Here is a 24,432-nt window from a genome sequence, read left to right on the forward strand (position 1 = left end):
CGCCGTTTCAGGGCCGGCGCACCTCGAACTGGAAGCAGCCGAACTCGGCGAAGCGGAGGTGTACGAGGGCCACCCCGGGATCGGCGAAGGCCTCGTCGAGGGCCCGCTCGATCACCCCGTCCGGATCCTCCCCGAGGTCCAGGACCCGCCCGCCGAGGATGTGCCCGCGGGCGTCGTACCGCCGGGCGGTGCGCTGCACTCCCGCCCGGGCGAAGGGGTACCCGCCGCCGCCCGCGGGACCGCCGCAGTCCTCGGCGTGGACGAAAACGGGCCCCTGCTCGTCGTAGGCGCCGGGATCGGCACCGGTCCGGGCCGCCCAGCGGCGCAGCGGCGCGTAGGAGACGAGCGTGATCCGCTCCCCCGCCGTACTGACGCGAAGGCAGCACCGCAGGGGTGCCCCGCCCTCCCCGTCCGTGTAGGGGACGCGGCTGCGTCCCGCGTCGTCGCGCACGCGGAGCTCCTCGAGCGCCGCCTCCTCGATGGGCCTGGCCCGGTATCTGCTGCTCATGCCCCTCAGCGTGCCCGGGCCGGGCACGGCGGTCCGGCAGGTTTGCGACCTCGCGTTCGCCCGTGGATTACTCAGAGGCGGCAGCCCTCACCCCGTGGAAGGATGTCCGGGCAACGTCACCATCGAAGGAGATGACCGCGTGCCAGGCACGAACCTCACCCGTGAAGAGGCTCAGCAGCGTGCGAAGCTGCTCACCGTCGACTCGTACGAGATCGAACTCGATCTCAGCGGTGCGCAGGAGGGCGGCACCTACCCGTCCGTGACCACCGTGCGCTTCCAGTCGGCCGAGGCAGGGGCGGAGACCTTCATCGACCTGGTCGCCCCGGCGGTCCACGAGGTCGTCCTCAACGGGAAGTCGCTCGACGTCGCCGCCGTCTTCCGCGACTCCCGGATCGCCCTGGCGCACCTCGCGGCCGGGGCCAACGAGCTGCGGGTCGTCGCGGACTGCGCGTACACCAACACCGGTGAGGGCCTCCACCGTTTCGTCGACCCGGTCGACCAGCAGGCCTACCTCTACACCCAGTTCGAGGTGCCGGACGCGCGGCGGGTCTTCGCCAGCTTCGAGCAGCCCGACCTGAAGGCCACGTTCCAGTTCACCGTGACGGCCCCCGAGGGCTGGACGGTCATCTCGAACTCCCCGACGCCGGCGCCCGCCGACGTCAAGGACAACGTCTGGCGCTTCGAGCCGACCCCGCGCATCTCCTCGTACATCACGGCGCTGATCGTCGGCCCGTACCACTCGGTGCACAGCTCCTACGAGGGCCCGGACGGCCAGTCCGTACCGCTCGGCATCTACTGCCGGCCCTCGCTCGCCGAGTTCCTCGACGCGGACGAGATCTTCGACGTGACCCGGCAGGGCTTCGACTGGTTCCAGGAGAAGTTCGCCTACGACTATCCGTTCGCCAAGTACGACCAGCTCTTCGTGCCGGAGTTCAACGCGGGCGCGATGGAGAACGCGGGCGCGGTCACCATCCGCGACCAGTACGTCTTCCGCTCGAAGGTGACGGACGCGGCGTACGAGGTGCGCGCGGAGACCATCCTGCACGAGCTCGCCCACATGTGGTTCGGCGACCTCGTCACCATGGAGTGGTGGAACGACCTGTGGCTGAACGAGTCGTTCGCCACCTACACCTCTATCGCGTGCCAGGCGTACGCGGAGGGCTCGAAGTGGCCGCACGCGTGGACCACCTTCGCCAACTCCATGAAGACGTGGGCGTACCGGCAGGACCAGCTGCCGTCCACGCACCCGATCATGGCCGACATCCGTGACCTCGACGACGTCATGGTCAACTTCGACGGCATCACGTACGCCAAGGGCGCCTCGGTGCTCAAGCAGCTCGTCGCCTACGTCGGCACGGACGCCTTCTTCAAGGGCGTGCAGGCCTACTTCAAGGCGCACGCCTTCGGCAACACCCGCCTGTCGGACCTGCTGGGCGCCCTGGAGGAGACCTCGGGCCGCGACCTGACCGCCTGGTCGAAGGCGTGGCTGGAGACGGCCGGCATCAACGTCCTGCGCCCCGAGATCAGCACCGACGCCGACGGTGTGATCACCGCCTTCGGCATCCGCCAGGAGGCGCCCGCGCTGCCCGCCGGCGCCCAGGGCGAGTCCACGCTGCGCCCGCACCGCATCGCGGTGGGCCTGTACGAGCTCCAGGACGGCGCACTGGTGCGCACCGACCGGATCGAGCTGGACATCGACGGCGCGCTGACGACGGTGCCGGAGCTGGTGGGCCGTACCCGCCCGACGGTGGTCCTGCTGAACGACGACGACCTGTCGTACGCGAAGGTCCGCCTGGACGAGGCCTCCCTCGCCGCGGTCACCTCGCACATCGGCGACTTCACGGAGTCCCTGCCGCGCGCCCTGTGCTGGGCCTCGGCCTGGGACATGACGCGTGACGGCGAGCTCGCCACCCGTGACTACGTCTCGCTGGTGCTCTCGGGCATCGGCAAGGAGTCCGACATCGGCGTCGTCCAGTCGCTGCACCGCCAGGTGAAGCTGGCCGTCGACCTGTACGCCGACCCGGCGTGGCGCGAGGAGGGCCTGGCGGCCTGGACCGAGGCCACCCTGGAGCACCTGCGTGCGGCGGAGCCGGGCGGCGACCACCAGCTGGCGTGGGCGCGGGCCTTCGCGGCCACCGCCCGCACCGAGGAGCAGCTGTCCTACCTGTCGGCGCTGCTGGACGGCTCGGCGGAGATCGAGGGCCTGGCCGTCGACACCGAGCTGCGGTGGACGTTCCTGGAGCGGCTCGCCGCGACGGGCGTGGCCGACGAGGCGGCCATCGCGGCGGAGCTGGAGCGGGACGCGACGGCGGCCGGCGAGCGGCACGCGGCGACGGCCCGGGCGGCCCGCCCGACGGCGGAGGCCAAGGCGGCGGCCTGGGCCTCGGTGGTGGAGTCCGGCGACCTGCCGAACGCGGTGCAGGAGGCGGTGATCGGCGGCTTCGTCCAGACCGACCAGCGCGAGCTGCTGGCCCCGTACACCGAGAAGTACTTCGCCTCCGTCAAGGAGGTCTGGGACACCCGCAGCCACGAGATCGCCCAGCAGATCGCGGTGGGCCTGTACCCGGCGCTCCAGGTCTCGCAGGAGACCCTGGACGCGACGGACGCGTGGCTGGCCTCGGCCGCGCCGAACGCCGCGCTGCGGCGTCTGGTGTCGGAGTCCCGCGCGGGCGTCGAGCGCGCCCTGAAGGCCCAGGCGGCCGACGCGGCCGCTGCCGCCTCCGCTCAGGTCTGAGGGCCTGCCTGTCCCGGGGGCTACGCCCCCGGACCCCCGGTCCTCAAACGCCGGACGGGCTGGAAAATCCAGCCCCGTCGGCGTTTGAGGCGCGGGGTCCGGGGCGGAGCCCCGCGGTCAGCGTGCGGCAGCGACGGTCCGCAGAGCCGTGAGGACGTGCGCCACCGCGGGAGCGGACTCGGCTCCGCGCCGCACCGCCGCGATCACGTGCCGCGTCGGCCGGTCCCGCGACAGCACCCGGACCGCCACCCCCGAGGCCCGGCTCGACACCATCCGGGGGACCAGGGCGACGCCCATCCCCGCCTCGACCATGGCCAGGATCGCGGTCCAGCCCGACGCCGAGTGGGCCTGTTCGGGCACGAAGCCCGCCGCCTCGCACGCGCCGCGGGCGATCTCCGACCACGGCCCGCTGCCCCCGTAGATCCACGGATCCCCGGACAGGTCCGCCAGCCGCAGGTCCGCCGCGTCCCGCAGGGGGTGCCCGGGCGGGAGTGCCACGTCCAGCGGGTCCTCCATCAGCGTGACCCGGGTGAACCTCCGGTCCCGCGCGGTCGGTGCGTGGGCGGCCAGCGAGAGCGCCAGGTCCACACCTCCGGCCGACAGGAGTTCGTACGACTCCGCGGCCTCGGTCTCCCGGACCCGTACCTCCACGCCCGGATGGGCCCTGCGCAGTTCCGCCACCGCCGGGACCACCAGCGCGGGAACGGCGGTGGAGAACGCGCCGAGCCGTACCTCTCCCGCGTCCCCGGCGAGGTAGCCGGCCAGTTCCGCGTCGGCCCGCTCCAGCTGCGCGAACACCGCCTCCGCGTGCCGGAGCACGAGGTGGGCGGCGTCGGTGAGGCGGACCCGGCGGCCCTGCGCCTCCAGCAGCACCACCCCCAGCTGCCGGGCGAGGTTCGTCAGTTGCTGGGACACGGCCGAGGGCGTCATGTGGAGAGCCTCGGCCGCCCGGGTCACGGTGCCCTGTTCGGCGAGGGTCCGCAGGATCCGCAGCTTCTTGATGTCCCACTCGGTCATGGGCCCGAACCTACCGCCGGGCACTTCCCAGCCCGACCCCGCCGAGGATCAGCGCCATGCAGAGCAGTTGGGCCGGTCCGGTCGGCTCGCCCAGGAGCAGCAGGCCGAGCCCCGCCGCGCACACCGGCTGGAGGTAGTAGACGACTCCCGCGCGGGCCGCCCCGATGATCGAGACGGCCTTGTTCCAGGCGAAGAAGGCGACGGCCGAGGAGAACACGCCGACGTAGAGCAGCGGTCCGACCGTGCCGGCCGTCGTCTCGAAGCCGCCCTGGACGCGGAGGGAGACGGCGTAGGCCGGGGCCAGCATCAGCGCGCCGAGGACGAAGGTGGTGATCAGGAAGGCCAGTCCGCCGAGTTCGGCGGGCTTGCGCTTGAGCAGGGCGCTGTACGTGGCGAAGGAGAGGGCGGCGGCGAACATCCACAGGTCGCCCGCGCCGAAGTCGAAGCCGATCGAGCCGTCGCCGACGAGCAGCAGCACTCCGAAGGCGGCGAGCAGCATGCCGAAGGTGCGGCGGGCGCCGAGCCGTTCGCCGCCGAGGCGGGCGTAGAGCGCCATGACGACGGGCGAGGCGGCCATGATCATGCCCATGTTGGAGGCCGAGGTGGTCAGTCCGGCCTGGTGCACGAGCGTGTTGTAGAGGGCGACGCCGAACAGCGACGCGAGGGCGATGAAGCCGAGGTGGCGCCGGATCAGGGCCCGCTGCTGCCACGCCTGGCGGGCGGCGAAGGGGGCGACGGCGAGCAGGGCGATGATCCAGCGCCAGAAGACCGCCTGGACGGGCGGGACGGTCTCGGCCATGCCGCGGGTGGCGACGAAGCTGCCGGACCAGACGACCGTCGCGATCAGGGCGAGGAGTACGCCGAGCCCGGCGGCGCCCTTCCTGCCCGTGCTGCCGGGTTCGGCGTGCGAAACGGTGCGGGCGCGGTCCATGACGGCCACTGTGCGTCTCCCCCTCGGGGTCGGGTCCGGTGTCGAGGGACCTACCGTCGCATCCGCCCATCGGTCAGGTCCATCGAAATGTTTCGATCGTTCTTTTCAGTAGAACTGAACGGTTGGGGGGTGCGGGCGGCCGTCAGCTGTCCGGCGACGGTGGCCGCGAAGGCGATCGCCATGCCGACGAGCTGTACGGGGGTGAGCGCCTGCCCGAGGGCGGCCCAGCCGATGACGGCCGCGGTCAGTGGGGAGAGCGGTCCGAGCAGGGTGACCGAGGTGGCGCTGAGCTGCCCGATGCCGCGGAACCAGAGCCAGTAGGCGATTCCGGTGTTGATCAGCATCATGTAGCCGTAGCCGAGGAGGGCCTTGCCGTCGAGCGCGGGCGGTGCGCCTTCGACGAGGGCGGCCACCGGAATGATGACCAGCCCGCCGGCGGTGAGCTGCCAGCCGGTCATGGCGAGCGGTCCGACGCCCTCGGGCCGGCCCCAGCGCTTGGTCATGACGGTGCCCGCGGCCATGGATGCGGAGGAGACCACACCGGCGACGATGCCGACGAGGTCGAGTGCCGCCTCGGCCTTGAGGACGACCATGCTCACGCCGAACGCCCCCACGACGGCGGCCAGTACCGTACGCAGGCTCGCGCGCTCCCCGAGGACGAGGGCGGCCAGGCCCACGACGAACAGCGGGCCGGCGGAGCCGAGCACGGCCGCGACCCCGCCGGGCAGCCGGTAGGCGGAGAGGAACAGCAGCGGGAAGAAGGCGCCGATGTTGAGGGTGCCGAGGACAGCGGACTTCCACCACCACGCACCCTTGGGCAGGGTGCGGGCCAGCGCGGTCAGCAGCAGGCCCGCGGGCAGGGCCCGCATGACGCCGGTGAACAGCGGCCGGTCGGGCGGCAGCAGTTCGGACGCGACGGCGTAGGTCGAGCCCCAGGAGATGGGGGCGAGAGCGGTCAGGGCGACGGTGGCGAGACGCTTCATGGCGGGTGGCTCCTCGTGCGGATGAGGAAGACGGGACCGGGGGTGCGGTTCAGGCGGCCGCGGAGGCCGGTCGGCGATCCGACGCGGCCGTGGCCGGGACCGGGCCGACGCCGGCGACCGCGGCGGGGGCGCCGGCGACCGCGGCCGTGGCCGGGGCCGGGGTGGCGACCTCGGCCGGGGGCTCCGCGTGCACGGCCTCGGCCGGCAGGTGCCGCTCCAGCCGCAGCAGCGCCAGGGCGGCGCCGAGCGCGGCGACGGCCAGGACGGCCCAGGGCAGCCGGCCGTCCACGGCGAGCAGGGCGGTGAAGAGGGAAGGGGCGAGGGCGGTGGCCAGCGAGTAGGACAGCTGGTAGGTGGCCAGGTAGCGGCCGCGCACCGGCTCGGGGGCCGCGGAGACGGACAGGGCGCCGCCGGAGGGGCTGTGCACCAGCTCGCCGAGGGTGTAGACGACGACGATGACGAGCAGGGCGGCCAGGGTCGCGCCCTGGCCGGGGCGCAGGGTGCCGAGCACGATCTGCCCGGTGAAGGCGGCGGCGAAGAGCAGGGCGCCGAGGGCGGCGGAGCGGGTGCGGCGGGCGCCGGAGCGGCGGACGCGGCCCGCGACCAGCACGCCGATCCCGGCGCACAGGGCGGTGTTGAGGGTGAATGCCGCTCCGGTGAGGGAGTCGGGCGCCGTCAGCCAGGTGGAGAGGTAGAGCGGGAAGAGGACGGAGAGGGCGGCATAGCCCAGCGCGGTGAGGAAGTTGGCGGCGGTGAGCCCGAGGAAGGGGCGGTCGCGCAGGACCATCCGGTAGCCGGCGGCCGGCCGCCCGGCGGTGGCGGCGTCCGGCTCGGCCGGGACCGGGCGGACCCTGCTGACGAGCAGTCCGGCGAGTGCGAAGGCGAGGGAGTTGGCCCAGGCTGTGTGGGTGAAGCCGCCGGTGCCCCACAGTGCCAGCACTCCGGAGACGAGGAGGGCGCCCGCGCCCATGCCGGCGTTCTGCAGGGCCCGGGTGGACGCCTGGAGCCGGTCGCGGGCGGCACCCCGCGCCACTTCCCCGATCAGGGACTGCTGCACGACGGAGAAGGAGCGGTCGGCGAGCGCGGTGACGAGGGCGACGGCCGCGAAGGCGGGCAGGGAGCTCGCGAAGGGGTAGAGGGCGAAGCCGAGCGCCCTGATCCCGTAGAGCACCAGGTTGACCCGCTTGGCGCCGAACCGGTCGACGGCCGAGCCGGCCAGCGGCATGAAGGCCAGCCCGGCCACCCCGGTGACCGTCATGACCAGGCCGACGAGGGTGAAGGAGAGGCCGGTGACGTGGTGGAAGAAGACGAGCGAGAAGGGGACGTACATGCCGATCCCGATCGCGCTGACTCCGATGCCGAGGAGCAGCGACCGCTCCCCCGCGACCTTCGCCTCCCCGGCCTTCGACGTCCTGCTCCTGAACACCGCCATGACGGCCCCTCCCCCGATTCGGTTGCTAATAAGTAGCTTACCGCTAAGCTACTTATCGTCAAGCAACTATCTTGCGAACGATCCGAGGGAACCGGAATACTGCGCTCATGAGTGAGGAAAAGGACGCGGTCGACGCGATCACGGCCCAGTGGTTCGCCGTGCGCCCCGAGCTGGACACGGCCCCCATGGCCGTCTTCGGACGCATCTACCGGATCACCAAAGCCATGGGCGACGCGATGGAGGAGTGCTACCAGCGCTTCGGCATCTCGCGCGGGGAGTTCGACGTAGTCGCCACGCTGCGCCGTTCGGGCGCCCCGTACACGCTCTCGCCCCGTCAGCTCTCGGCGACGCTCATGCTCACCACGGGCGGCATGACCGGGCGGCTGGACAAGCTGGAGAAGGCCGGACTGCTGCGCCGCAAGCCCGATCCGCACGACCGGCGGGGGCTCCAGGTGACGATCACCGACCGCGGCCTCGAACTCATCGACGAGGCCGTCACCGCCGGCCTGGAGGTGCAGCGCGCCGCGCTCACCGGGCTGTCCGACGAGGAGGTGGCCCAGCTCACCGGCCTGCTCCGCAAGCTGCTGGCCGGCATCTGAGGACACGCCGAGGCGCCGGGGGTCGACGCACGGCCGACACGGATCGGCGGTGCGGACCCCCGGCGCCCGGGAAGGTCATACGGCCGCGGCCCCACGGGGCCGCAGCGGGTCAGGCCTGCTTCTTCTGCGGCCTGTCCGACTTGTCGAGGACCATCACGAGGCCCACGATGACGAGGAAGATGACGATCGGCAGGACCACGTACAGACCGAGCGTCTCACCGATGCTCAGGCCCGGGCCCGGGTCGTCGCCGTCGTCGCGGGTCAGCGCGAGAGCGGGAGACGTCATCAGCAGCATCATCAGCGTCGTTCCGGCCGAGACGGCGCCGGCGCGCAGAGCGTTCTTCTTGTCCACGGTGCAAACGTAGCGAACACCTAAACGCCGCGCGCGCCCGGGGGTGCCGTACGGGGAACCGCCCCCTCCCGCACCGCGCTGAACAGCGCGTTCGCCCGGGGCGAGGCCATCAGCTCCGCCAGGGTCAGAGGCCGGCCCGAGGCATCGGCGACGGGCAGCCGCCAGTTGGGGTACTGGTCCCAGGTGCCCGGCAGGTTCTGCGGCCGCCGGTCCCCCACCGCGTCCGGCAGCCATACGCCCACCAGGCGCGCGGGGGTGCGCAGCAGGAAGGCGTACAGGGCCTGTACGGCGGCCTCCTCGCCCTTGGTGTCCAGCCCCAGCCCGTCCAGCAGGCCCAGCCACTCGGCGGTGTCGGCGGCGTCCTCGGCCCGCTCCAGGCCGGCCGGACGGGTCAGCAGGCCGAGCCGGTCACGCAGTTCCACATGGCCGCCGGCGAGCTTGGCGGCCGTGGGCGGCAGGTCATGGGTGGTGACGGTGGCCAGGCAGTCCGCCCGCCATGCCTGCGGGGCGAGCGGGCCGCCGTCGCCCTCCCAGTCCCGCTCGAACCACAGCACCGAGGTGCCGAGCACCCCGCGGCGGGCCAGCTCGCGGCGTACGTGCGGCTCCACCGTCCCGAGGTCCTCGCCGATGACCGGGGCCCCGGCCCGGTGCGCCTCCAGGACCAGGACCGCCAGCATCGCCTCGCCGTCGTAGCAGACGTAGGTGCCCTCGGCGGGCGGAGTCCCCTCGGGGATCCACCAGAGCCGGAAGAGGCCCATGACATGGTCGATGCGCAGGGCGCCGGCGTACCGGAACACCCCGCGCAGCAGCGCCCGGAAGGCGGCGTAGCCGGTGCCGGCCAGCACGTCCGGGCGCCAGGGCGGCAGCCCCCAGTCCTGGCCGCGCGCGTTGAAGGCGTCCGGCGGGGCCCCCACCGAGATGTGGCGGGCGTGGAGGGCCGGCTCGGCGGCGTCCGAACCGTCCGGGTGCACCCCGACGGCCAGGTCGTGCACGATGCCGACGGTCATGCCGGCCCCGAGGGCGGCGCACTGGGCGGCGACGAGCTGGCCGTCTGTCAGCCAGACCAGCCAGCGGTGGAAGTCGGTGCGTACCTTCGGGTCCTCGCCCGTGCGGGCGGCCTGCCGGCCCGCGTGCGTGTCCAGCGAGGCGCCTCCCTGTGCGCAGAACGCCCGGTAGTCCGCTTCCCGTTCGGGGGTCCGCGGGACGGTGTACAGCAGCTCCAGGGCCTGTCGCTTGAGCGCCCAGACGGCGTCCCGGTCGATCAGCGCGCCCTTCTCCAGCACCTCGTGACGCAGCGCGGCGCCCCGGGAGGCCAGTTCGGCCAGGACCTCCCGCTCGGGGCAGTCGGCGTACTCGGGGACGTCCTCGATCCGCAGGTGGACGGGGTCGGGGAAGCGGCGCGAGGACGGCCGGTACGGCGAGGGGTCGGTCGGGGTTCCCGGCAGGGCCGCGTGCAGCGGGTTGACCTGGATGAAGTCCGCGCCGTGGGTCCGGGCCGCCCAGCGGGCGAGTTCGGCGAGGTCCCCGAGGTCGCCCATGCCCCAGGAGCGCTCGGAGAGCAGGGAGTAGAGCTGGACGAGCAGCCCGTGGGCCCGCTCCGGCGCGGCGGGGGCCCGTTCGGGTGCCACGACCAGGGTCGCCCCGGCGGTCCGCCCGTCGGGGGCCTCGGCGGTGATCCGGTGGACCCCGAGGGGGAGTCCGGGACCCCAGGCGAGCTCCTCGCCCGACTCCTCCGCCACCACCACGACCCGGCTGCCCGGCGGGAGCCCGGCAGGGAGCGGCGCAACGGGCTCCCCCTGCCAGAGCACCACCGTGGGCGGGAGCAGCCGGCCGGCGGCCGCCTCGGCGGCCGACCGGGCGGACACCCGGATGCTCTCGGCGTCGTCGGTGACGGCCCCGAGCAGCCCGAGGATCGTTGTGATGGTGGCCTCGGGGACCTCGACGGTGACGTCGGGGGCGGGCCGGTAGGAGGTGGCGATGCCGTGCAGGGCGGCGAGTCGGGCCAGGTCGTCCATGGACGGGCGCTCCTTCGTGCGTGCGGGCAGGCGGGGGTGAGGGTGGGTCAGAAGCGTGGAGCACAAAAGCGGGACGCCGCCGGGGAACACCGCAGCCATACCCACTGGGAGGGGTCGCATTCCTGTCGCATCCGGGGCAGATCACCCACCCGCATTGACACTCCAGCCGCACGGGTGGTGGGCTCGTGCTCATTCGTACGAGTGGGGGACGTCTCGCGACGAGGAGGCTCTGTGCAGCTCAGAGGCAGGAAACGGTCGACGGCGGCCGCCATCGCGGTGATCGGGTCGCTGCTCGGCGGCGCCGTGGCCTCCGCGCCGCTCGGGTTCCTCGCCAGCCCCTCCCTGCCGGACGGGCCGTCCACCGCGCCGGGCGCCGCCGGCGCCTCGGGCGTCGGCGCCAACGGCGCCGTCGGCCCCGTGCTCGACCCGGGTGCCGACACCCCCCGGAGCGCCTCCGAGGGCCCGGCCGTGTGGCCCCGGCCGCAGTCGATGGCCGCCGATCCGGCGCGCGAGGTCCCGCTGGGCCGGGAGGCCGTGCTGGTGGCCCCGGCGGACGCCGATCCGTACGCCCTCCGGGTCGTGCGCGAGGCCCTGCGCAAGGCGGGCGTGAAGACCCTGCACGAGCCGGCCCCCGGGGAGCCGCTGCCCGAGCGGGGCACCCTCGTACGGCTCCAGGACGCGGGCGCGCAGGAGGCCCTGCTGGCCATGGGCGCGACCGCTGCCACGGACCTGCCGGCCGGCGGCTACCGGCTGGCCGTGGGCCGGCCCGGCGGCCGGGACACGGTCGCGCTGGCCGGCGTCGGCGGGGAAGGGCTCTTCCACGCGGCGCAGACGCTGCGTCAGCTGCTCGCCGCGGGCCGCGGGAAGGTGCCCGGCGTCCTGGTGCGGGACTGGCCGGCCGCGCCGGTGCGCGGGATCACCGAGGGGTTCTACGGACAGCCGTGGACCCAGGAGCAGCGCCTGGCCCAGCTGGACTTCATGGGCCGCACCAAGCAGAACAGGCTGCTGATCGCGTCCGGCGACGACACGTACCGCACGACGGGCTGGCGCGAGGCCTACCCGCGGGAACGGCAGGAGGAGTTCCGCGCGCTGGCCGAACGGGCCCGCGCCAACCGGGTCGTACTGGCCTGGGCGGTCACCCCGGGACAGTCCATGTGCCTGTCCTCGGCGGCCGACCGGGCGGCGCTCGCGCGCAAGGTGGACGCGATGTGGGACCTGGGCTTCCGCGCCTTCCAGGTGCAGTTCCAGGACGTCAGCTACACCGAATGGGGCTGCCGCGCGGACCGGCAGCAGTACGGCCGGGGCCCGGCGGCGGCGGCGAAGGCGCACGCGGAGGTCGCGAACGAGCTGGCCGCGCACCTGGCCGCCCGGTATCCGGGGGCGCCCGCGCTGTCGCTGCTGCCCACCGAGTACTACCAGGAGGGCGCCACCACCTACCGGACGGCCCTGGCCCGCGCGCTGGACGCGCGGGTGGAGGTCGCCTGGACGGGCGTCGGCGTGGTGCCGCGCACGATCACGGGCCGGGAACTGGCCGGGGCGCGCTCCGCCATGGGGCAGCAGCCCCTGATCACCATGGACAACTACCCGGTGAACGACTGGGACCCGGGCCGGATCTTCCTCGGCCCGTACGCGGGCCGCGAACCGGCGGTGGCGGGCGGCTCGGCGGCGCTGCTGGCCAACGCGATGCAGCAGCCCATCCTGTCGCGCATCCCGCTCTTCACGGCGGCGGACTTCGCCTGGAACCCCCGCGACTACCGGGCCGGCGAGTCCTGGCAGGCGGCGGTGCGCGACCTCGCGGGCTCCGACCCGAAGGAGCGCGAGGCGATCGCGGCGCTGGCCGGGAACACGGCCTCGTCCGGCCTCAAGCAGGAGGAGTCGGCATATCTGAAGCCGCTGGTCGAGCAGTTCTGGAAGGCCCGGGCCGCGGGTGACCCGGCTGCCGGGACCGAGCTGCGCAAGGCGTTCACGGTGCTGCGCGAGGCCCCCGAGCGGCTGACCGCCCTGTCGGACGAGGCGGGCCCCTGGCTGGAGCGCCTCTCGCGCTACGGAACCGCCGGGGAACTGGCCGTGGACGTCCTGCAGGCCCAGGCCCGCGGGGACGGAGCCGCCGCGTGGCAGGCCTCACAGGCCCTCGCCGAGGCGCGCGAGGCACTGGCCGAGCCGGGACCCGCCCAGGTGGACAAGGCCGTCCTGGACCCCTTCCTGAAGAAGGCGGCGGCGGAGGCGGACGCCTGGACCGGCGTCGCCCGCACGACCGGCACGGTCACGAAGGACGCACAGGCCTGGACGGTGCGGCTGGACTCCGTGCGCCCGGTGTCGGCGGTGACCGTGATGACGGACCCGTTCCCGGCGGGCTCGCGGGGCGCCGTGGTGGAGGTCCACGTACCGGGCGAGGGCTGGCGCAAGGTCGGCGACGCGGCGCCGTCGGGCTGGACCCAGGTCGACACGGCCGGGGTGCGGGCGGACGCGGTGCGCCTGGCCTGGGCCGGGGCCGCGCCCGTGGTGCACCGGGTGGTGCCGTGGTTCGGGGACGGCCCCGCGGCCCGCTTCGAGCTGGCGGACGGGGGCCGCACCGACGCCGAGATCGGCGGCGCCCCGCAGCGGGTCACGGCCCAGCTGTCCGCCCTGGGGCCCGGCGAGGTCCGCGGACCGCTGTCGGCGCAGCCGCCGGCGGGCATAGAGGTACGCCTCCCGCAGACGGCGGTGGTCCCGCGCGGCGGTCAGGCGTCGATCCCGCTGGAGGTCGTGGTCGCTCCGAACACCCCGACGGGCAGCTACCGGATCCCGGTGGCCTTCGGCGCAGAGACGCGCACCCTGACGGTCCGTGCGGTGCCCCGGACCGGCGGGCCGGACCTGCTGCGCACCGCGCGGGCGAGCTCCTCGGCGAACGAGACCGCCTCCTTCCCGGCCTCGGCGGCCGTGGACGGCTCCCCCAGCACCCGCTGGTCGTCGCCCGCGGTGGACGGCGCGTGGTGGCAGGCGGAGCTGGCCGCCCCGGCCCGGGTCGGCCGGGTGGACCTGCACTGGCAGGACGCCTACCCGTCGGCCTACCGGGTGGAGACCTCCGCCGACGGCGTGACGTGGCGGCCGGCCGCGGCCGTCACCGGCTCCCGCGGCGGGCGCGAGTCGGTGCGGCTGGACGCGCCGGACACCCGCTTCGTGCGGGTGACGTGCGAGCGCCGCGCGACGCGCTACGGCTGCTCGCTCTGGTCGGTGGAGGCCTACGCGGTCAAGCCGTAGCCGGACGTTCCGGCTCGGCCGTCCTCCGGGGCGCGGCGAAGCGGACCCCGGAAGCCGGGCCGCAGGTCCGACGACGACCTGCGGCCCGGTGCATCCGGCGGTGCCCCGGCGGGGCCGTCAGGAGGCGGCCACCCCGATCCCGATCCGCTCCAGCGCGTCCTCGGCCCCGTACGGCTGGAGGTAGGGCATCCAGCGCGGGTCCCGGTGTCCGGTGCCGATGATGCGCCAGGCCAGACCCGAGGGAGGGGCCGGCTGGTGACGCAGGCGCCAGCCCAGTTCCAGCAGGTGCCGGTCGGCCTTGACGTGGTTGCAGCGCCGGCACGCCGCGACGACGTTGTCCCAGACGTGCTGTCCGCCCCGGCTGCGCGGAATGACGTGGTCGACGCTGGTGGCGACGGCACCGCAGTACATGCAGCGGCCGCCGTCCCGCGCGAACAGGGCGCGCCGGGTGAGTGGAACGGGCCCCCGGTAGGGGACCCGCACGAAGCGCTTGAGCCGTACCACGCTGGGCGCGGGGACGACCCTTGTCGCGCTGTGCAGATAGGCGCCGGATTCCTCCAGGGAGACCGCTTTGTTCTCCAGGACGAGGACGAGCGCGCGGCGGAGCGGTACGACGCCGAGGGGCTCGTACGACGCGTTGAGGACCAGGACGTGCGGCACGGACTGCCTCCTTGTACGCCGGCGGCGCGTGGCTCGCGCCGGGACGATCTGTTCTCCAGTCTCTCCTTACGGCTGGTCGAAGCGCCACCACTCGCCCGTAACGGGTCCGAGGTGTTTTCGACCACAGTCGGTCATCCCCGGGTGAGTCTGGTCTCTCCCTCGAACACGGCGCCGAAGTGAAGGGATTGCCCCGTTAGTGTGGTTGGTCTGCCCGTGCATCCGCCCCCGGCCGTCGTCCGGCGGGACCCCCGGCGGGCAGACCGCTACATCTGGAGGTTCCTGTCGTGCCCTGGCCCGCCGCTCTGCTGCCGCTGGCAGCCGATGTCCCGGACGCGCCCGCTTCGGTCAAGGAGGCGCAGGAGAGCGTCACCGAGGCCGCGAGCTTCATCGAGCAGAACTGGGCCACCTGGCTGAGCATCGGTCTGCGGATTCTGCTGATCGTGGTGATCGCGGCCGTGATCCGCTCGGTGGTCCGCAAGGCGCTGACCAAGCTCATAAACCGGATGAACACCAGCGCCGAGGCGGTCGAGGGCACCGCGCTCGGCGGACTGCTCGTCAACGCCGAGCGGCGGCGCCAGCGGTCGGAGGCGATCGGTTCCGTCCTGCGGTCGGTGGCGTCCTTCCTGATCCTCGGCACGGCCGCGCTGATGGTCCTGGCCGCCCTGAAGATCGACCTGGCGCCGCTGCTGGCCAGTGCCGGTGTGGCCGGTGTGGCCATCGGTTTCGGTGCCCGCAACCTGGTGACGGACTTCCTCTCCGGCGTCTTCATGATCATGGAGGACCAGTACGGCGTCGGCGACAAGATCGACGCCGGGGTGGCCTCGGGCGAGGTCATCGAGGTCGGCCTGCGCGTGACCAAGCTGCGCGGCGACAACGGCGAGATCTGGTACGTGCGCAACGGCGAGATCAAGCGGATCGGCAACCTCAGCCAGGGCTGGGCGACCGCGGGCGTGGATGTGCAGGTCAAGCCCTCGGAGAGCCTGTCGCGGATCCGCGAGGTGGTCCAGCAGGTCGCCGACTCGATGGCGAAGGAGTCCCCCTGGGACGAGCGCCTGTGGGGCCCGGTGGAGGTACTGGGCCTGGACGAGGTGCTGCTCACCTCCATGACGGTGAAGGTCTCCGCGAAGACTATGCCGGGTCAGCAGTTCGCCGTGGAGCGGGAGCTGCGCTGGCGGATCAAGGAGGCCTTCGACGCCGCGGGCATCCGGATCATCGGCGGCGTGCCGGGCGCGGACGAGGAGGACGAGGCCCCGGCGGACCCGTCGGCCTCCGTGGCCGCGCCGTCCGCGCTGGCGAACCCCGCCTCCCCGCAGTCCCTGGCCACCGCTCCGATCCCGCCGCCGGCCGGCCCGCGGATCACCAAGTAGCGGCCCTTCCGTTCCGCTCCCGCTGCCCCGCAGGTCGTGTCCTCACGACCTGCGGGGCAGCGGCATTGACACGGCTCGAACAGTGATAGGAAACTTACCTAACAGATGACCCCGGTGAGGGAGAGCCGCCGCATGCCCGCCGCCACGCCCGGAACGCCCAGCCTGTTGCGCGCCATGAACGACCGGGCCGCACTCGACCTCCTGCTGACGCACGGCCCGCTGTCCCGGACCCGCATCGGACACCTCACCGGGCTCTCCAAACCCACCGCCTCCCAGCTGCTGGCCCGTCTGGAGGCCGCCGGACTCGTCGTCGTCACCGGCACCGACGGCGGCCGCCCCGGCCCCAGTGCCCAGCTGTACGCGATCAACCCGCGGGCCGCGTACGTCGGCGGCCTCGACGTCACCCCGGGGCGCGTCCTCGCCGCCGTCGCGGACCTGACCGGCACCGTGATCGCCTCCCACGAGGTCCCGTACACGGAGGGCGCGCAGGCCGTCGACCAGGTGACCGAGGCCCTCGGCGGGGCGGTCGAGGCCGCCGGACTGCACCGCAGCGACCTGCACCGGGTGGTCATCGGCACGCCCGGCGCCTTCGACCCGCAGACCGGCCGGCTGCGCTACGCCAGCCATCTCCCCGGCTGGCACTCCCCCACCCTCCTCGACGACCTGGCGGCGGCCCTGCCGATGCCCGTCGAGTACGAGAACGACGTCAACCTCGCCGCCGTCGCCGAGCAGCGCCTCGGCGCCGCCCGCGGCCACGAGGACTTCGTCCTGCTGTGGAACGAGGAGGGGCTCGGCGCCGCCCTGGTGTTCGGCGGCAGGCTGCACCGCGGCTGGACCGGCGGCGCGGGCGAGGTGGGCTTCCTGCCCGTGCCCGGCCGCCCCCTGGTCCGGCAGGTCACCCGGGCGAACTCCGGCGGCTACCAGGAACTGGCCGGCGTGGAGGGACTGCCCCGGCTCGCCGCGGACCTGGGCGTCGAGCCCGCCTCCGGCTCGCCGGACGGCCCGGACGCCGGGCCGCACGGCCCGGAGGTCGCCGCCGCCGTCGCACTGCTCGCACGGGCCGCCGCCGCGCCCGAGGGCGCGCACCTGCGGTTCCTCCAGGCGTACGCCACCGCCCTGGCCACCGGTCTCGCCTCGCTGGTCGCCGTACTGGACCCGGAGATCGTGGTCCTGGCCGGGGCCGCGATCGGCGCGGGCGGCGAACCGCTGCGTGAGCTGCTGGAGGCCGAGCTCGCCGAACTGGCCCCCTCGCGCCCCCGGCTGGTCCCGGGCGAGGTCCTTCGGCGGCCCGTCCTGCACGGTGCGCTGGAGAGCGCGCTCGCCGCCACCCGGGACGAGGTCTTCGACACCTCCCGCTGACCCCGCGCCACCCCCTCCCTTCCCCCCCCCACTCCCCACGCACACGCTCCGCGCCCCACGCTCCGCCGGCATCCACAGGCCCCCACCGGAAGTTCCCTCCCGCAGAGAGCGAGCCCCGCCATGCCCAGAACCGGACGCCTGACCACCGCAGCCGCCCTCCTCGCGGCGATATCCGCACTCGCCACGGCCTGTACGGGCCCGGCCGCCGAGTCCGCCGCCGACGATCCCAAGGCGGACGTCACCCTCGCCTTCTGGCACGGCTGGTCCGCCCCGGGCGAGGTCCGGGCGATCGAGGACGGCATCGCCCGCTTCGAGAAGGCCCACCCGAACATCAAGGTCCAGGTCACCGGCAACATGACCGACGACAAGATCAACCAGGCACTGCGCGCGGGCGGGGCCAAGGCCCCCGACGTGGTGTCCTCCTTCACCACGGACAGCGTCGGCACGTTCTGCAACTCCCGCGCCCTCGCCGACCTGAACCCCTTCCTGCAGAAGTCCGGCATCGACAAGACGAAGGTCTTCCCCAGGACCCTGCTGGAGTACACGCAGTTCAAGGGCAACCAGTGCACCCTGCCCCTGCTGAACGACGCGTACGGCCTCGTCTACAACAAGACCGCCTTCGCCGCCGCCGGCATCACCGAACCCCCCAGGACCTGGAGCCGGTTCGTCGAGGTCGCGCAGAAGCTCACGAAGGCGGATCCGTCGGGAGACAGTTACGAGCAGGTCGGCCTGATGCCCACCTTCCACGGCTACGAGACCACCCCCATGCGGCTCGCCGCCCAGTGGAGCCCCACCTACTTCGATGCCGAGGGCCGGTCCAACCTCTCCCGGGACCCGGCCTTCGCGAAGATGCTGACCGCGCAGAAGGACCTGGTGGCGGCGCTCGGCGGGTACGAGAAGCTGGAACGCTTCCGCAGCACCTTCGGCGACGAGTGGAGCGCCGAGCACCCCTTCCACACCGGCAAGGTCGCCATGCAGATCGACGGCGAGTGGCGGGCGCCCATGGCCAAGGAGGCCGGTGTCGCCTTCGAGATCGGCACGGCCCCGCTGCCCGTCCCGGACGACCAGGCCGCCGACTACGGCAAGGGCTACCTCTCCGGCACGGTCGTCGGCATCGCGTCGGGCAGCAGGAAGCAGAACGCGGCCTGGGAGCTGGTCCGTTACCTGACCACCGACACCGAGGCGGTGGTCGCCTTCGCCAACGCCATCCACAACGTGCCGTCCACGCTCGCCGCCCTGGAGTCCCCCGACCTCGAGGTCACCCCGGAGCTGCGGACCTTCCTCGACATCGCCCGGCACCCGAAGTCCAGCACCACCCCGGCCCGCGCCGACGGCGGCACCTACCAGCTGACCTTCCAGGACTTCGCGTACGCCGTCGAGAAGGGCGCCGTCGCCGACATCCCGGCGGGTCTCGCCAAGGCCGACCGGCAGATCGACACGGACATCGCGAAGGCGGAGTAGCCGGTGCCCGCCGCACGCGCCCAGCGGGCGAAGCGCCTGCGGTCCGCCCTGCGGACCGCGGCCTTCCTGTCCCCCTGGCTGATCGGATTCTCGGTCTTCTTCGCCTACCCCCTGCTGTCCACCGTGTACTTCTCCTTCACCAAGTACGACGGCTTCCGCCCGCCCGCCTTCAACGGCGCGGACAACTGGAGCTACGTCTTCACCGACTATCCGCTCTTCTGGCCCGCGATGCGCAACACCGCGTGGCTGGTGGTGGTGATGGTGAGCTGCCGCGTGGTCTTCGGCCTGGGCGTCGGCCTGCTCGTCACGAAGATCAAGACCGGGGCCGGGGTCTTCCGGACCCTCTTCCACCTCCCCTACCTGGCCCCGCCCGTGGCCGCGACCCTGGCCTTCGTCTTCCTGCTCAACCCCGGCACCGGCCCCGCCAACACCCTGCTGGACGCGGTGGGGCTGCCCACCCCGGGCTGGTTCACCGACGCCGACTGGTCCAAGCCCGCGCTGACCGCCCTCGCGCTGTGGGGGGTCGGCGACCTGATGGTCGTCTTCATGGCCGCGCTGCTCGACGTACCGAAGGAGCAGTACGAGGCCGCCGAGCTGGACGGCGCCGGGGCCTGGGCCCGGCTGCGCCACATCACCCTGCCGAACATCTCGCCGATCATCATGTTCGCCGTGGTCACCGGCGTCATCCAGGCCATGCAGTACTACACCCAGCCGCTGGTGGCGGGGAAGGTGGCGGCCGGCGTGATCGGCGGCTCCGGCCGGCAGTTCGAGCCCGGGTACCCGGACCGGTCCACGCTGACCCTGCCCCAGCTCGTCCACAACCTCGGCTTCCAGCGCTTCGACTACGGCGCCGCATGCGTCGTGGCGCTGGTGCTGTTCGCCCTCTCCATGGCCTTCACCGCACTTCTGATGCGACGCCGTGGCGGTCTGGTCGGAGCAGGCCGATGACCCCTCACCGGCCGGCGGGAGCCCACCGGCGCAGGGCCGTGCTGCACTGGATCGGCGTGCACTCGCTCGGCGTGGCCGCCGCCCTGTTCTTCGTCCTCCCCTTCGTCTTCCTCCTGCTCACCTCCCTGATGGGCGACCGGCAGACACTGACCCGCGACCTGTGGCCCGACACCTGGGAGTGGGGCAACTACGCCCAGGTGTGGCACACCCCGGGCTTCCTCACCTGGTGGCGCAACACGCTCCTGTACGCCGGAGTGGGCACCCTGTTGACCGTGGTCTCCTCCGTGCCCGTCGCGTACGCGCTCGCCACGTTCCGCTTCCGCGGGCGGAACCTGTCACTGATGCTGGTCGTCGCGATGATGATGCTGCCGCCGCAGGTGGTGGTCATCCCGATGTACCTCTTCTGGGCCAGGCAGCTCGACCTGTCCGGGAGCCTGTGGCCGCTGATCGTCCCGATGGCCTTCGGCGACGCCTTCTCCATCTTCCTGCTGCGGCAGTTCCTGCTGACCATCCCCGCCGAGTACCTGGACGCGGCCCGCGTGGACGGCTGCGGCGAAGTGCGCACCCTGCTGCGCGTGGTCGTGCCGATGGCCAGGCCGGGAATCGCGGCCGTCGCCCTGTTCCAGTTCTTCGCCGCCTGGAACGACTACTTCGGTCCGCAGATCTACGCCTCCGACAACCCGGCCGCCTGGACGCTCAGTTACGGACTGGAGTCCTTCAAGGGGGCGCACCACACCAACTGGAACCTGACCATGGCCGCGACCGTGCTGGTCATGGCCCCGGTGATCGTCCTCTTCTTCTTCGCCCAGAAGGCGTTCGTCGAGGGAGTCACCCTGACCGGCGTGAAAGGCTGACGACGTTGAAACTCGCAGTGGTGGGCGGCGGTTCCACCTACACCCCCGAACTCATCGACGGCTTCGCGCGGCTGCGCGACACCCTGCCGGTCGAGGAACTGGTGCTGATCGACCCGGCAACCGAGCGGCTGGAGCTGATCGGCGCCCTGGCCCGCCGGATCTTCGCCCGGCAGGACCACGCCGGCCTGGTCACCACGACCACCGACCTCGACGCGGGCGTCGCCGGGGCCGACGCGGTCCTCCTCCAGCTGCGCGTCGGCGGACAGGCCGCCCGGCTCCAGGACGAGACCTGGCCGCTGGAATGCGGCTGCGTCGGGCAGGAGACCACCGGCGCGGGCGGGCTCGCCAAGGCCCTGCGCACCGTCCCGGTGGTCCTCGACATCGCCGAGCGGGTCCGGCGGGCCAGCCCCGGCGCCTGGATCATCGACTTCACCAACCCGGTCGGCATCGTCACCCGGGCCCTCCTGCGCGCCGGACACAGGGCCGTCGGGCTGTGCAACGTCGCCATCGGCCTCCAGCGGAAGTTCGCGGCCCTGCTGGACCTGGCCCCCGCCGACGTCCACCTCGACCACGTGGGCCTCAACCACCTCACCTGGGAGCTGGGGGTGCGCCGGGGCGGCCCGGACGGCGAGGACCTCCTGCCCGGCCTGCTCGCCGAGCACGGGGAGGCCGTCGCCGCGGACCTGCGGCTGCCGCGGGCGGTCCTGGAACGGCTCGGCGTCGTCCCCTCGTACTACCTGCGCTACTTCTACTCCCACGACGAGGTCGTACGGGAGCTGGGCACCAAGCCCTCGCGGGCCGCCGAGGTCGCCGCGATGGAACGCGAACTGCTCGGCCTGTACGCGGATCCGGCCCTCGACGAGAAGCCCGCGCTGCTGGCGAAGCGGGGCGGCGCCTTCTACTCGGAGGCGGCCGTGGACCTGGCGGCCGCGCTGCTGGGCGGCGGCGGCCCGAAGTTCCAGGTGGTCAACACGTACAACAACGGCACGCTGCCCTTCCTGCCCGACGACGCCGTCGTCGAGGTCCAGGCGCGCGTCCGCGCCGCCGACGGCTCCGGCCCGGTGCCGCTCCCGGTGCCGCGCCCGGACCCGCTGTTCGCCGGGCTGATCTCGCACGTGTCGGCGTACGAGGACCTCGCGCTGGACGCGGCCCTGCGCGGCGGCCGCGAGCGGGTGTTCCGGGCGCTGCTGGCGCACCCGCTGGTCGGTCAGTACGACCTGGCCGAAGGGCTGACCGACCGGCTCCTCGCGCACAACAAGGAGCACCTGCCATGGGCGTGACCCTCCCTCCGGTCCTCGCGATCGACGCGGGCAACAGCAAGACGGACGTCGCGCTCCTCGCCCCGGACGGGTCGGTGCTGGCCACCGGGCGGGCCGGGGGCTTCCAGCCGCCCCGGACCGGGGTGGCTGCGGCCGTGGACGTACTGGCCGAGGCGCTGGCCTCGGCGGGCGTACGCGCCGGCGGCGGGGCAGGGCCCGTCGCGGAGCACGTGTCGGCCTGCCTCGCCAACGCCGACTTCCCCGTCGAGGAGAGACTGCTGGCGGACGAGATCGCGCGGCGCGGCTGGGGGCGTGCGACCGCGGTGCGCAACGACACCTTCGCGCTGCTGCGCGCCGGACTGCCCACGGGCGCCGCACCGCGCGGCGTGGCGGTGGTGTGCGGGGCCGGCATCAACTGCGTCGGGATGACCCCGGACGGGCGGACCGCGCGCTTCCCCGCGGTCGGGCGGATCTCCGGCGACTGGGGCGGCGGGGGCGGCCTGGCCGAGGAGGCCCTGTGGTGCGCCGCCCGGGCGGAGGACGGGCGGGGTGCGGACACGGAGCTGGCCCGGGCGCTGCCCGCGCGGCTCGGCCACGCCTCGATGGCCTCGCTGATCGAGGCCCTGCACCTGGGGGAGGTACCGGCCGGCCGGCGGCACGAGCTGACCCCGGTGCTGTTCGAGGTGGCCGCCGCCGGGGACCCGGTGGCGCTCTCGCTGGTGCACCGTCAGGCGGAGGAGGTGGTGGCCATGGCCGTGGTGGCACTGGACCGCCTGGGTCTGCTGGACGAGGAGGTGCCGGTGGTGCTGGGCGGCGGGGTGCTGACGGCCCGGCACCCCCGGCTCGACGAGCGGATCGCGTCCGGCCTCGCCGAACGGGCCCCGCGCGCCCGGATCACGGTGGTCACCGCGCCCCCGGTGCTGGGCGCCGCGCTGCTCGGCCTGGACGCGGTCGGGGCCCCGGCTCCGGTCCACGGAAAACTCCGCGCCCATTTCGGGTGAACCGGCCCCGGAAAGCGCCCGGTCTGGAACCGTTACGGCCGTAAGGACGTATTGACGGTGAAGGGGTGACGAAAGGCACCCGCGGGGGCGGATCGCCCCGGATCCAGCACCGGGTGCTGTGGTCCACCGGCACTACGGCCATACTGCTGCTGCGCAGGGGACGCCCCTGTGCCTGCTGGGGGGACGACAGGACCGAGGGGGAGGTCACGGTGGCGATCACATCACGCGCGCCCGCGCCCGGGGGTGGTGTCCCCGTGACGCCCGCCGGCGCGCCGGCGTCGCCGCCCGAGGGCCCACCGGGCCGGCGCACCGCCTGGTCCGAGGGCGTGCAGCGGCTGCGTGAGGCCGCCACCACCGAACCGGGCCGGCTGCGGATCATCGGGGCGGTTCTGGCCGCCCTGATCATGCTGTTCGGCGCGGTGAGCGTGTGGGAGATCTCCGGCCGGGCCACCGCCGCCGACGACGTCGTGGGCCGCAGCCAGCCGCTGAGCGCGGACGCGGCCAGCATCTACCGTTCCCTCGCCGATGCCGACACCACCTCCTCCAGCGGGTTCCTCCTCGGTGCGCAGGAGCCGCGTGAGGTCCGCCAGCGCTACGAGAAGGACATCGCCAACGCCTCGCGCCTGCTGGTGAGCGCCGCCGCGAACACCGGCGGCAGCGAGGAGTCCCGTGAGCAGATCACCCTGTTGAGTGAACAGCTGCCGCGCTACACCGGCCTGATCGAGCAGGCGCGGGCCACCAACCGGCAGGGCCTGCCGCTGGGCGGCGCCTACCTCCGTTACGCCAACGAACAGATGACCACCCAGCTGCTGCCCGCCGCCCAGCGGCTGTACGAGGCGGAGACCCGTCGGCTGCACACCGACGACGACGACGCCCGGTCCTGGCCGCTGGGCTCGCTGGGCCTGGGCCTGCTCGCCGTGACCGCCCTGGTGTGGGCGCAGCGGCGCAACTACCGGCACACGAACCGGGTCTTCAACCACGGGCTGGTGGCCGCGACCGCGGCCTCCGTGGTGGTGCTGCTCTGGCTGTCCGTCGGCCATACCGTGGCGCGTTCCTCACTGAGTGAAGCCCGCACGGACGGGCAGGAGTCGATGAAGGTGCTCAACGACGCGCGGATCGCCTCCCTCCAGGCCCGGGCGAGTGAGAACCTGACACTGATCGCGCGGGGCGCCGTACTGGCCGAGGACAAGAAGTCCGACAAGTACGACGTGGACTTCACCAACAACATGAAGCAGCTGGACGCGGGGCTCGCGACCGCACGGCGACTGGCCGACGACGATGCCGGCCGGGAGCCCGTGAGCCGTGCCGCCGGCGGTGTGGAGCAGTGGAAGCAGCGGCACCAGGCGGCCCGGGAGGCGGACTTGAAGGGCGACTACGAAGCCGCGCTGTCCCAGGTCGTCGGGGACGAACAGCACAAGCGGAGCAGCGGCGCCGCCTTCGACACGGTGGACGCCTCCCTGGAGCAGGCCGTCGCCCACGAGCAGCAGGAGTTCACCCGGGCGGCCCGGGACGGGCTCGGCGCGCTGGGCGGCCTGGTGACGGGCTCGGCGGTCCTGGTGGTCATCGGCGCGACAGCGGCCCTGCTCGGTATCGGGCGCAGGCTTTCGGAGTACAGGTGAGAGCGATGCGGATACGGGCGAGGCGGGCCGCCGAGGGCCACGAGGGGTACGCGGAGCACGAGGGGCACGTGGAGCGCACGGGCCGCAGGCGGG

19 protein-coding genes are annotated in these 24,432 nt (G+C 73.4%); 11 read left to right on the top strand and 8 right to left on the bottom strand.

Annotated features, from left to right (window positions below):
- Positions 1-7: 7 nt before the first annotated feature.
- On the bottom strand, positions 8-508 hold the full coding sequence (locus NRK68_RS11940; RefSeq protein ID WP_183065423.1) for a DUF1203 domain-containing protein: 501 nt from the start codon (positions 506-508) through the stop codon (positions 8-10).
- 139 nt (positions 509-647) lie between these two features.
- Here NRK68_RS11940 and pepN point away from each other — a divergent pair, with 139 nt between their 5' ends.
- Positions 648-3,242, top strand: a complete 2,595-nt coding sequence (gene pepN / locus NRK68_RS11945) for an aminopeptidase N (protein ID WP_183065424.1) — start codon at positions 648-650, stop codon at positions 3,240-3,242.
- 117 nt (positions 3,243-3,359) lie between these two features.
- Here pepN and NRK68_RS11950 read toward each other — a convergent pair whose 3' ends face one another.
- Genes NRK68_RS11950 through NRK68_RS11965 form a run of 4 tightly spaced genes read right to left on the bottom strand, consistent with a single transcriptional unit; the run spans position 3,360 to position 7,605 of the window.
- Positions 3,360-4,259, bottom strand: a complete 900-nt coding sequence (locus NRK68_RS11950) for a LysR family transcriptional regulator (RefSeq protein ID WP_257855750.1) — start codon at positions 4,257-4,259, stop codon at positions 3,360-3,362.
- 10 nt (positions 4,260-4,269) lie between these two features.
- On the bottom strand, positions 4,270-5,190 hold the full coding sequence (locus NRK68_RS11955) for a DMT family transporter (protein WP_257855751.1): 921 nt from the start codon (positions 5,188-5,190) through the stop codon (positions 4,270-4,272).
- A gap of 50 nt (positions 5,191-5,240) precedes the next feature.
- Positions 5,241-6,173: an EamA family transporter gene (locus NRK68_RS11960; protein ID WP_257855752.1), complete on the bottom strand. Its 933-nt coding sequence runs from the start codon at positions 6,171-6,173 to the stop codon at positions 5,241-5,243.
- 49 nt (positions 6,174-6,222) lie between these two features.
- Positions 6,223-7,605, bottom strand: a complete 1,383-nt coding sequence (locus NRK68_RS11965) for an MFS transporter (protein ID WP_257855753.1) — start codon at positions 7,603-7,605, stop codon at positions 6,223-6,225.
- A gap of 107 nt (positions 7,606-7,712) precedes the next feature.
- On the opposite strand from NRK68_RS11965, the gene NRK68_RS11970 reads away from it, so the two are divergent.
- Positions 7,713-8,204, top strand: coding sequence for a MarR family winged helix-turn-helix transcriptional regulator (locus NRK68_RS11970; protein ID WP_183065429.1), 492 nt, complete (start codon positions 7,713-7,715; stop codon positions 8,202-8,204).
- A 109-nt stretch (positions 8,205-8,313) separates the two neighbouring features.
- On the opposite strand, the gene NRK68_RS11975 is transcribed toward NRK68_RS11970, so the two are convergent.
- Both NRK68_RS11975 and NRK68_RS11980 read right to left on the bottom strand, forming a co-directional pair.
- A complete protein-coding gene (locus NRK68_RS11975; protein WP_046774879.1) occupies positions 8,314-8,556 on the bottom strand; it encodes a hypothetical protein in 243 nt (80 codons plus the stop codon).
- A gap of 20 nt (positions 8,557-8,576) precedes the next feature.
- Positions 8,577-10,571: a 4-alpha-glucanotransferase gene (locus NRK68_RS11980; protein WP_257855754.1), complete on the bottom strand. Its 1,995-nt coding sequence runs from the start codon at positions 10,569-10,571 to the stop codon at positions 8,577-8,579.
- Between the two features lie 231 nt (positions 10,572-10,802).
- Here NRK68_RS11980 and NRK68_RS11985 point away from each other — a divergent pair, with 231 nt between their 5' ends.
- Positions 10,803-13,811: a glycoside hydrolase family 84 protein gene (locus NRK68_RS11985; RefSeq protein ID WP_257855755.1), complete on the top strand. Its 3,009-nt coding sequence runs from the start codon at positions 10,803-10,805 to the stop codon at positions 13,809-13,811.
- A gap of 117 nt (positions 13,812-13,928) precedes the next feature.
- Here NRK68_RS11985 and NRK68_RS11990 read toward each other — a convergent pair whose 3' ends face one another.
- Positions 13,929-14,471, bottom strand: coding sequence for an HNH endonuclease (locus tag NRK68_RS11990; protein WP_030840658.1), 543 nt, complete (start codon positions 14,469-14,471; stop codon positions 13,929-13,931).
- Between the two features lie 284 nt (positions 14,472-14,755).
- On the opposite strand from NRK68_RS11990, the gene NRK68_RS11995 reads away from it, so the two are divergent.
- From NRK68_RS11995 to NRK68_RS12030, 8 genes are all read left to right on the top strand, one after another.
- A complete protein-coding gene (locus NRK68_RS11995; RefSeq protein ID WP_373023515.1) occupies positions 14,756-15,838 on the top strand; it encodes a mechanosensitive ion channel family protein in 1,083 nt (360 codons plus the stop codon).
- A 132-nt stretch (positions 15,839-15,970) separates the two neighbouring features.
- Positions 15,971-17,197: an ROK family transcriptional regulator gene (locus tag NRK68_RS12000; protein ID WP_257855756.1), complete on the top strand. Its 1,227-nt coding sequence runs from the start codon at positions 15,971-15,973 to the stop codon at positions 17,195-17,197.
- Between the two features lie 120 nt (positions 17,198-17,317).
- On the top strand, positions 17,318-18,658 hold the full coding sequence (locus tag NRK68_RS12005; RefSeq protein WP_183065434.1) for an ABC transporter substrate-binding protein: 1,341 nt from the start codon (positions 17,318-17,320) through the stop codon (positions 18,656-18,658).
- A gap of 3 nt (positions 18,659-18,661) precedes the next feature.
- A complete protein-coding gene (locus NRK68_RS12010; RefSeq protein ID WP_183065435.1) occupies positions 18,662-19,606 on the top strand; it encodes a carbohydrate ABC transporter permease in 945 nt (314 codons plus the stop codon).
- A complete protein-coding gene (locus tag NRK68_RS12015; protein WP_257855757.1) occupies positions 19,603-20,460 on the top strand; it encodes a carbohydrate ABC transporter permease in 858 nt (285 codons plus the stop codon). The genes NRK68_RS12010 and NRK68_RS12015 overlap by 4 nt, the downstream gene beginning before the upstream one ends.
- A 5-nt stretch (positions 20,461-20,465) precedes the next feature.
- The gene (locus NRK68_RS12020) at positions 20,466-21,740 is read left to right on the top strand and encodes a 6-phospho-beta-glucosidase (protein ID WP_257855758.1); all 1,275 of its coding nucleotides are present in this window, start codon (positions 20,466-20,468) and stop codon (positions 21,738-21,740) included.
- Positions 21,731-22,720 carry an N-acetylglucosamine kinase gene (locus NRK68_RS12025; protein WP_257855759.1) on the top strand — a complete coding sequence of 330 codons (990 nt, stop codon included), beginning with the start codon at positions 21,731-21,733 and terminating at the stop codon, positions 22,718-22,720. Before NRK68_RS12020 ends, NRK68_RS12025 begins: the two co-directional genes overlap by 10 nt.
- Positions 22,721-22,929: 209 nt before the next feature.
- Positions 22,930-24,339: a GlnX family signal transduction membrane protein gene (locus tag NRK68_RS12030; RefSeq protein ID WP_183065439.1), complete on the top strand. Its 1,410-nt coding sequence runs from the start codon at positions 22,930-22,932 to the stop codon at positions 24,337-24,339.
- Positions 24,340-24,432: the final 93 nt, after the last annotated feature.

Source organism: Streptomyces yangpuensis, from assembly GCF_024666385.1.
In the GTDB taxonomy this organism is placed as follows: Bacteria; Actinomycetota; Actinomycetes; order Streptomycetales; family Streptomycetaceae; genus Streptomyces; species Streptomyces yangpuensis.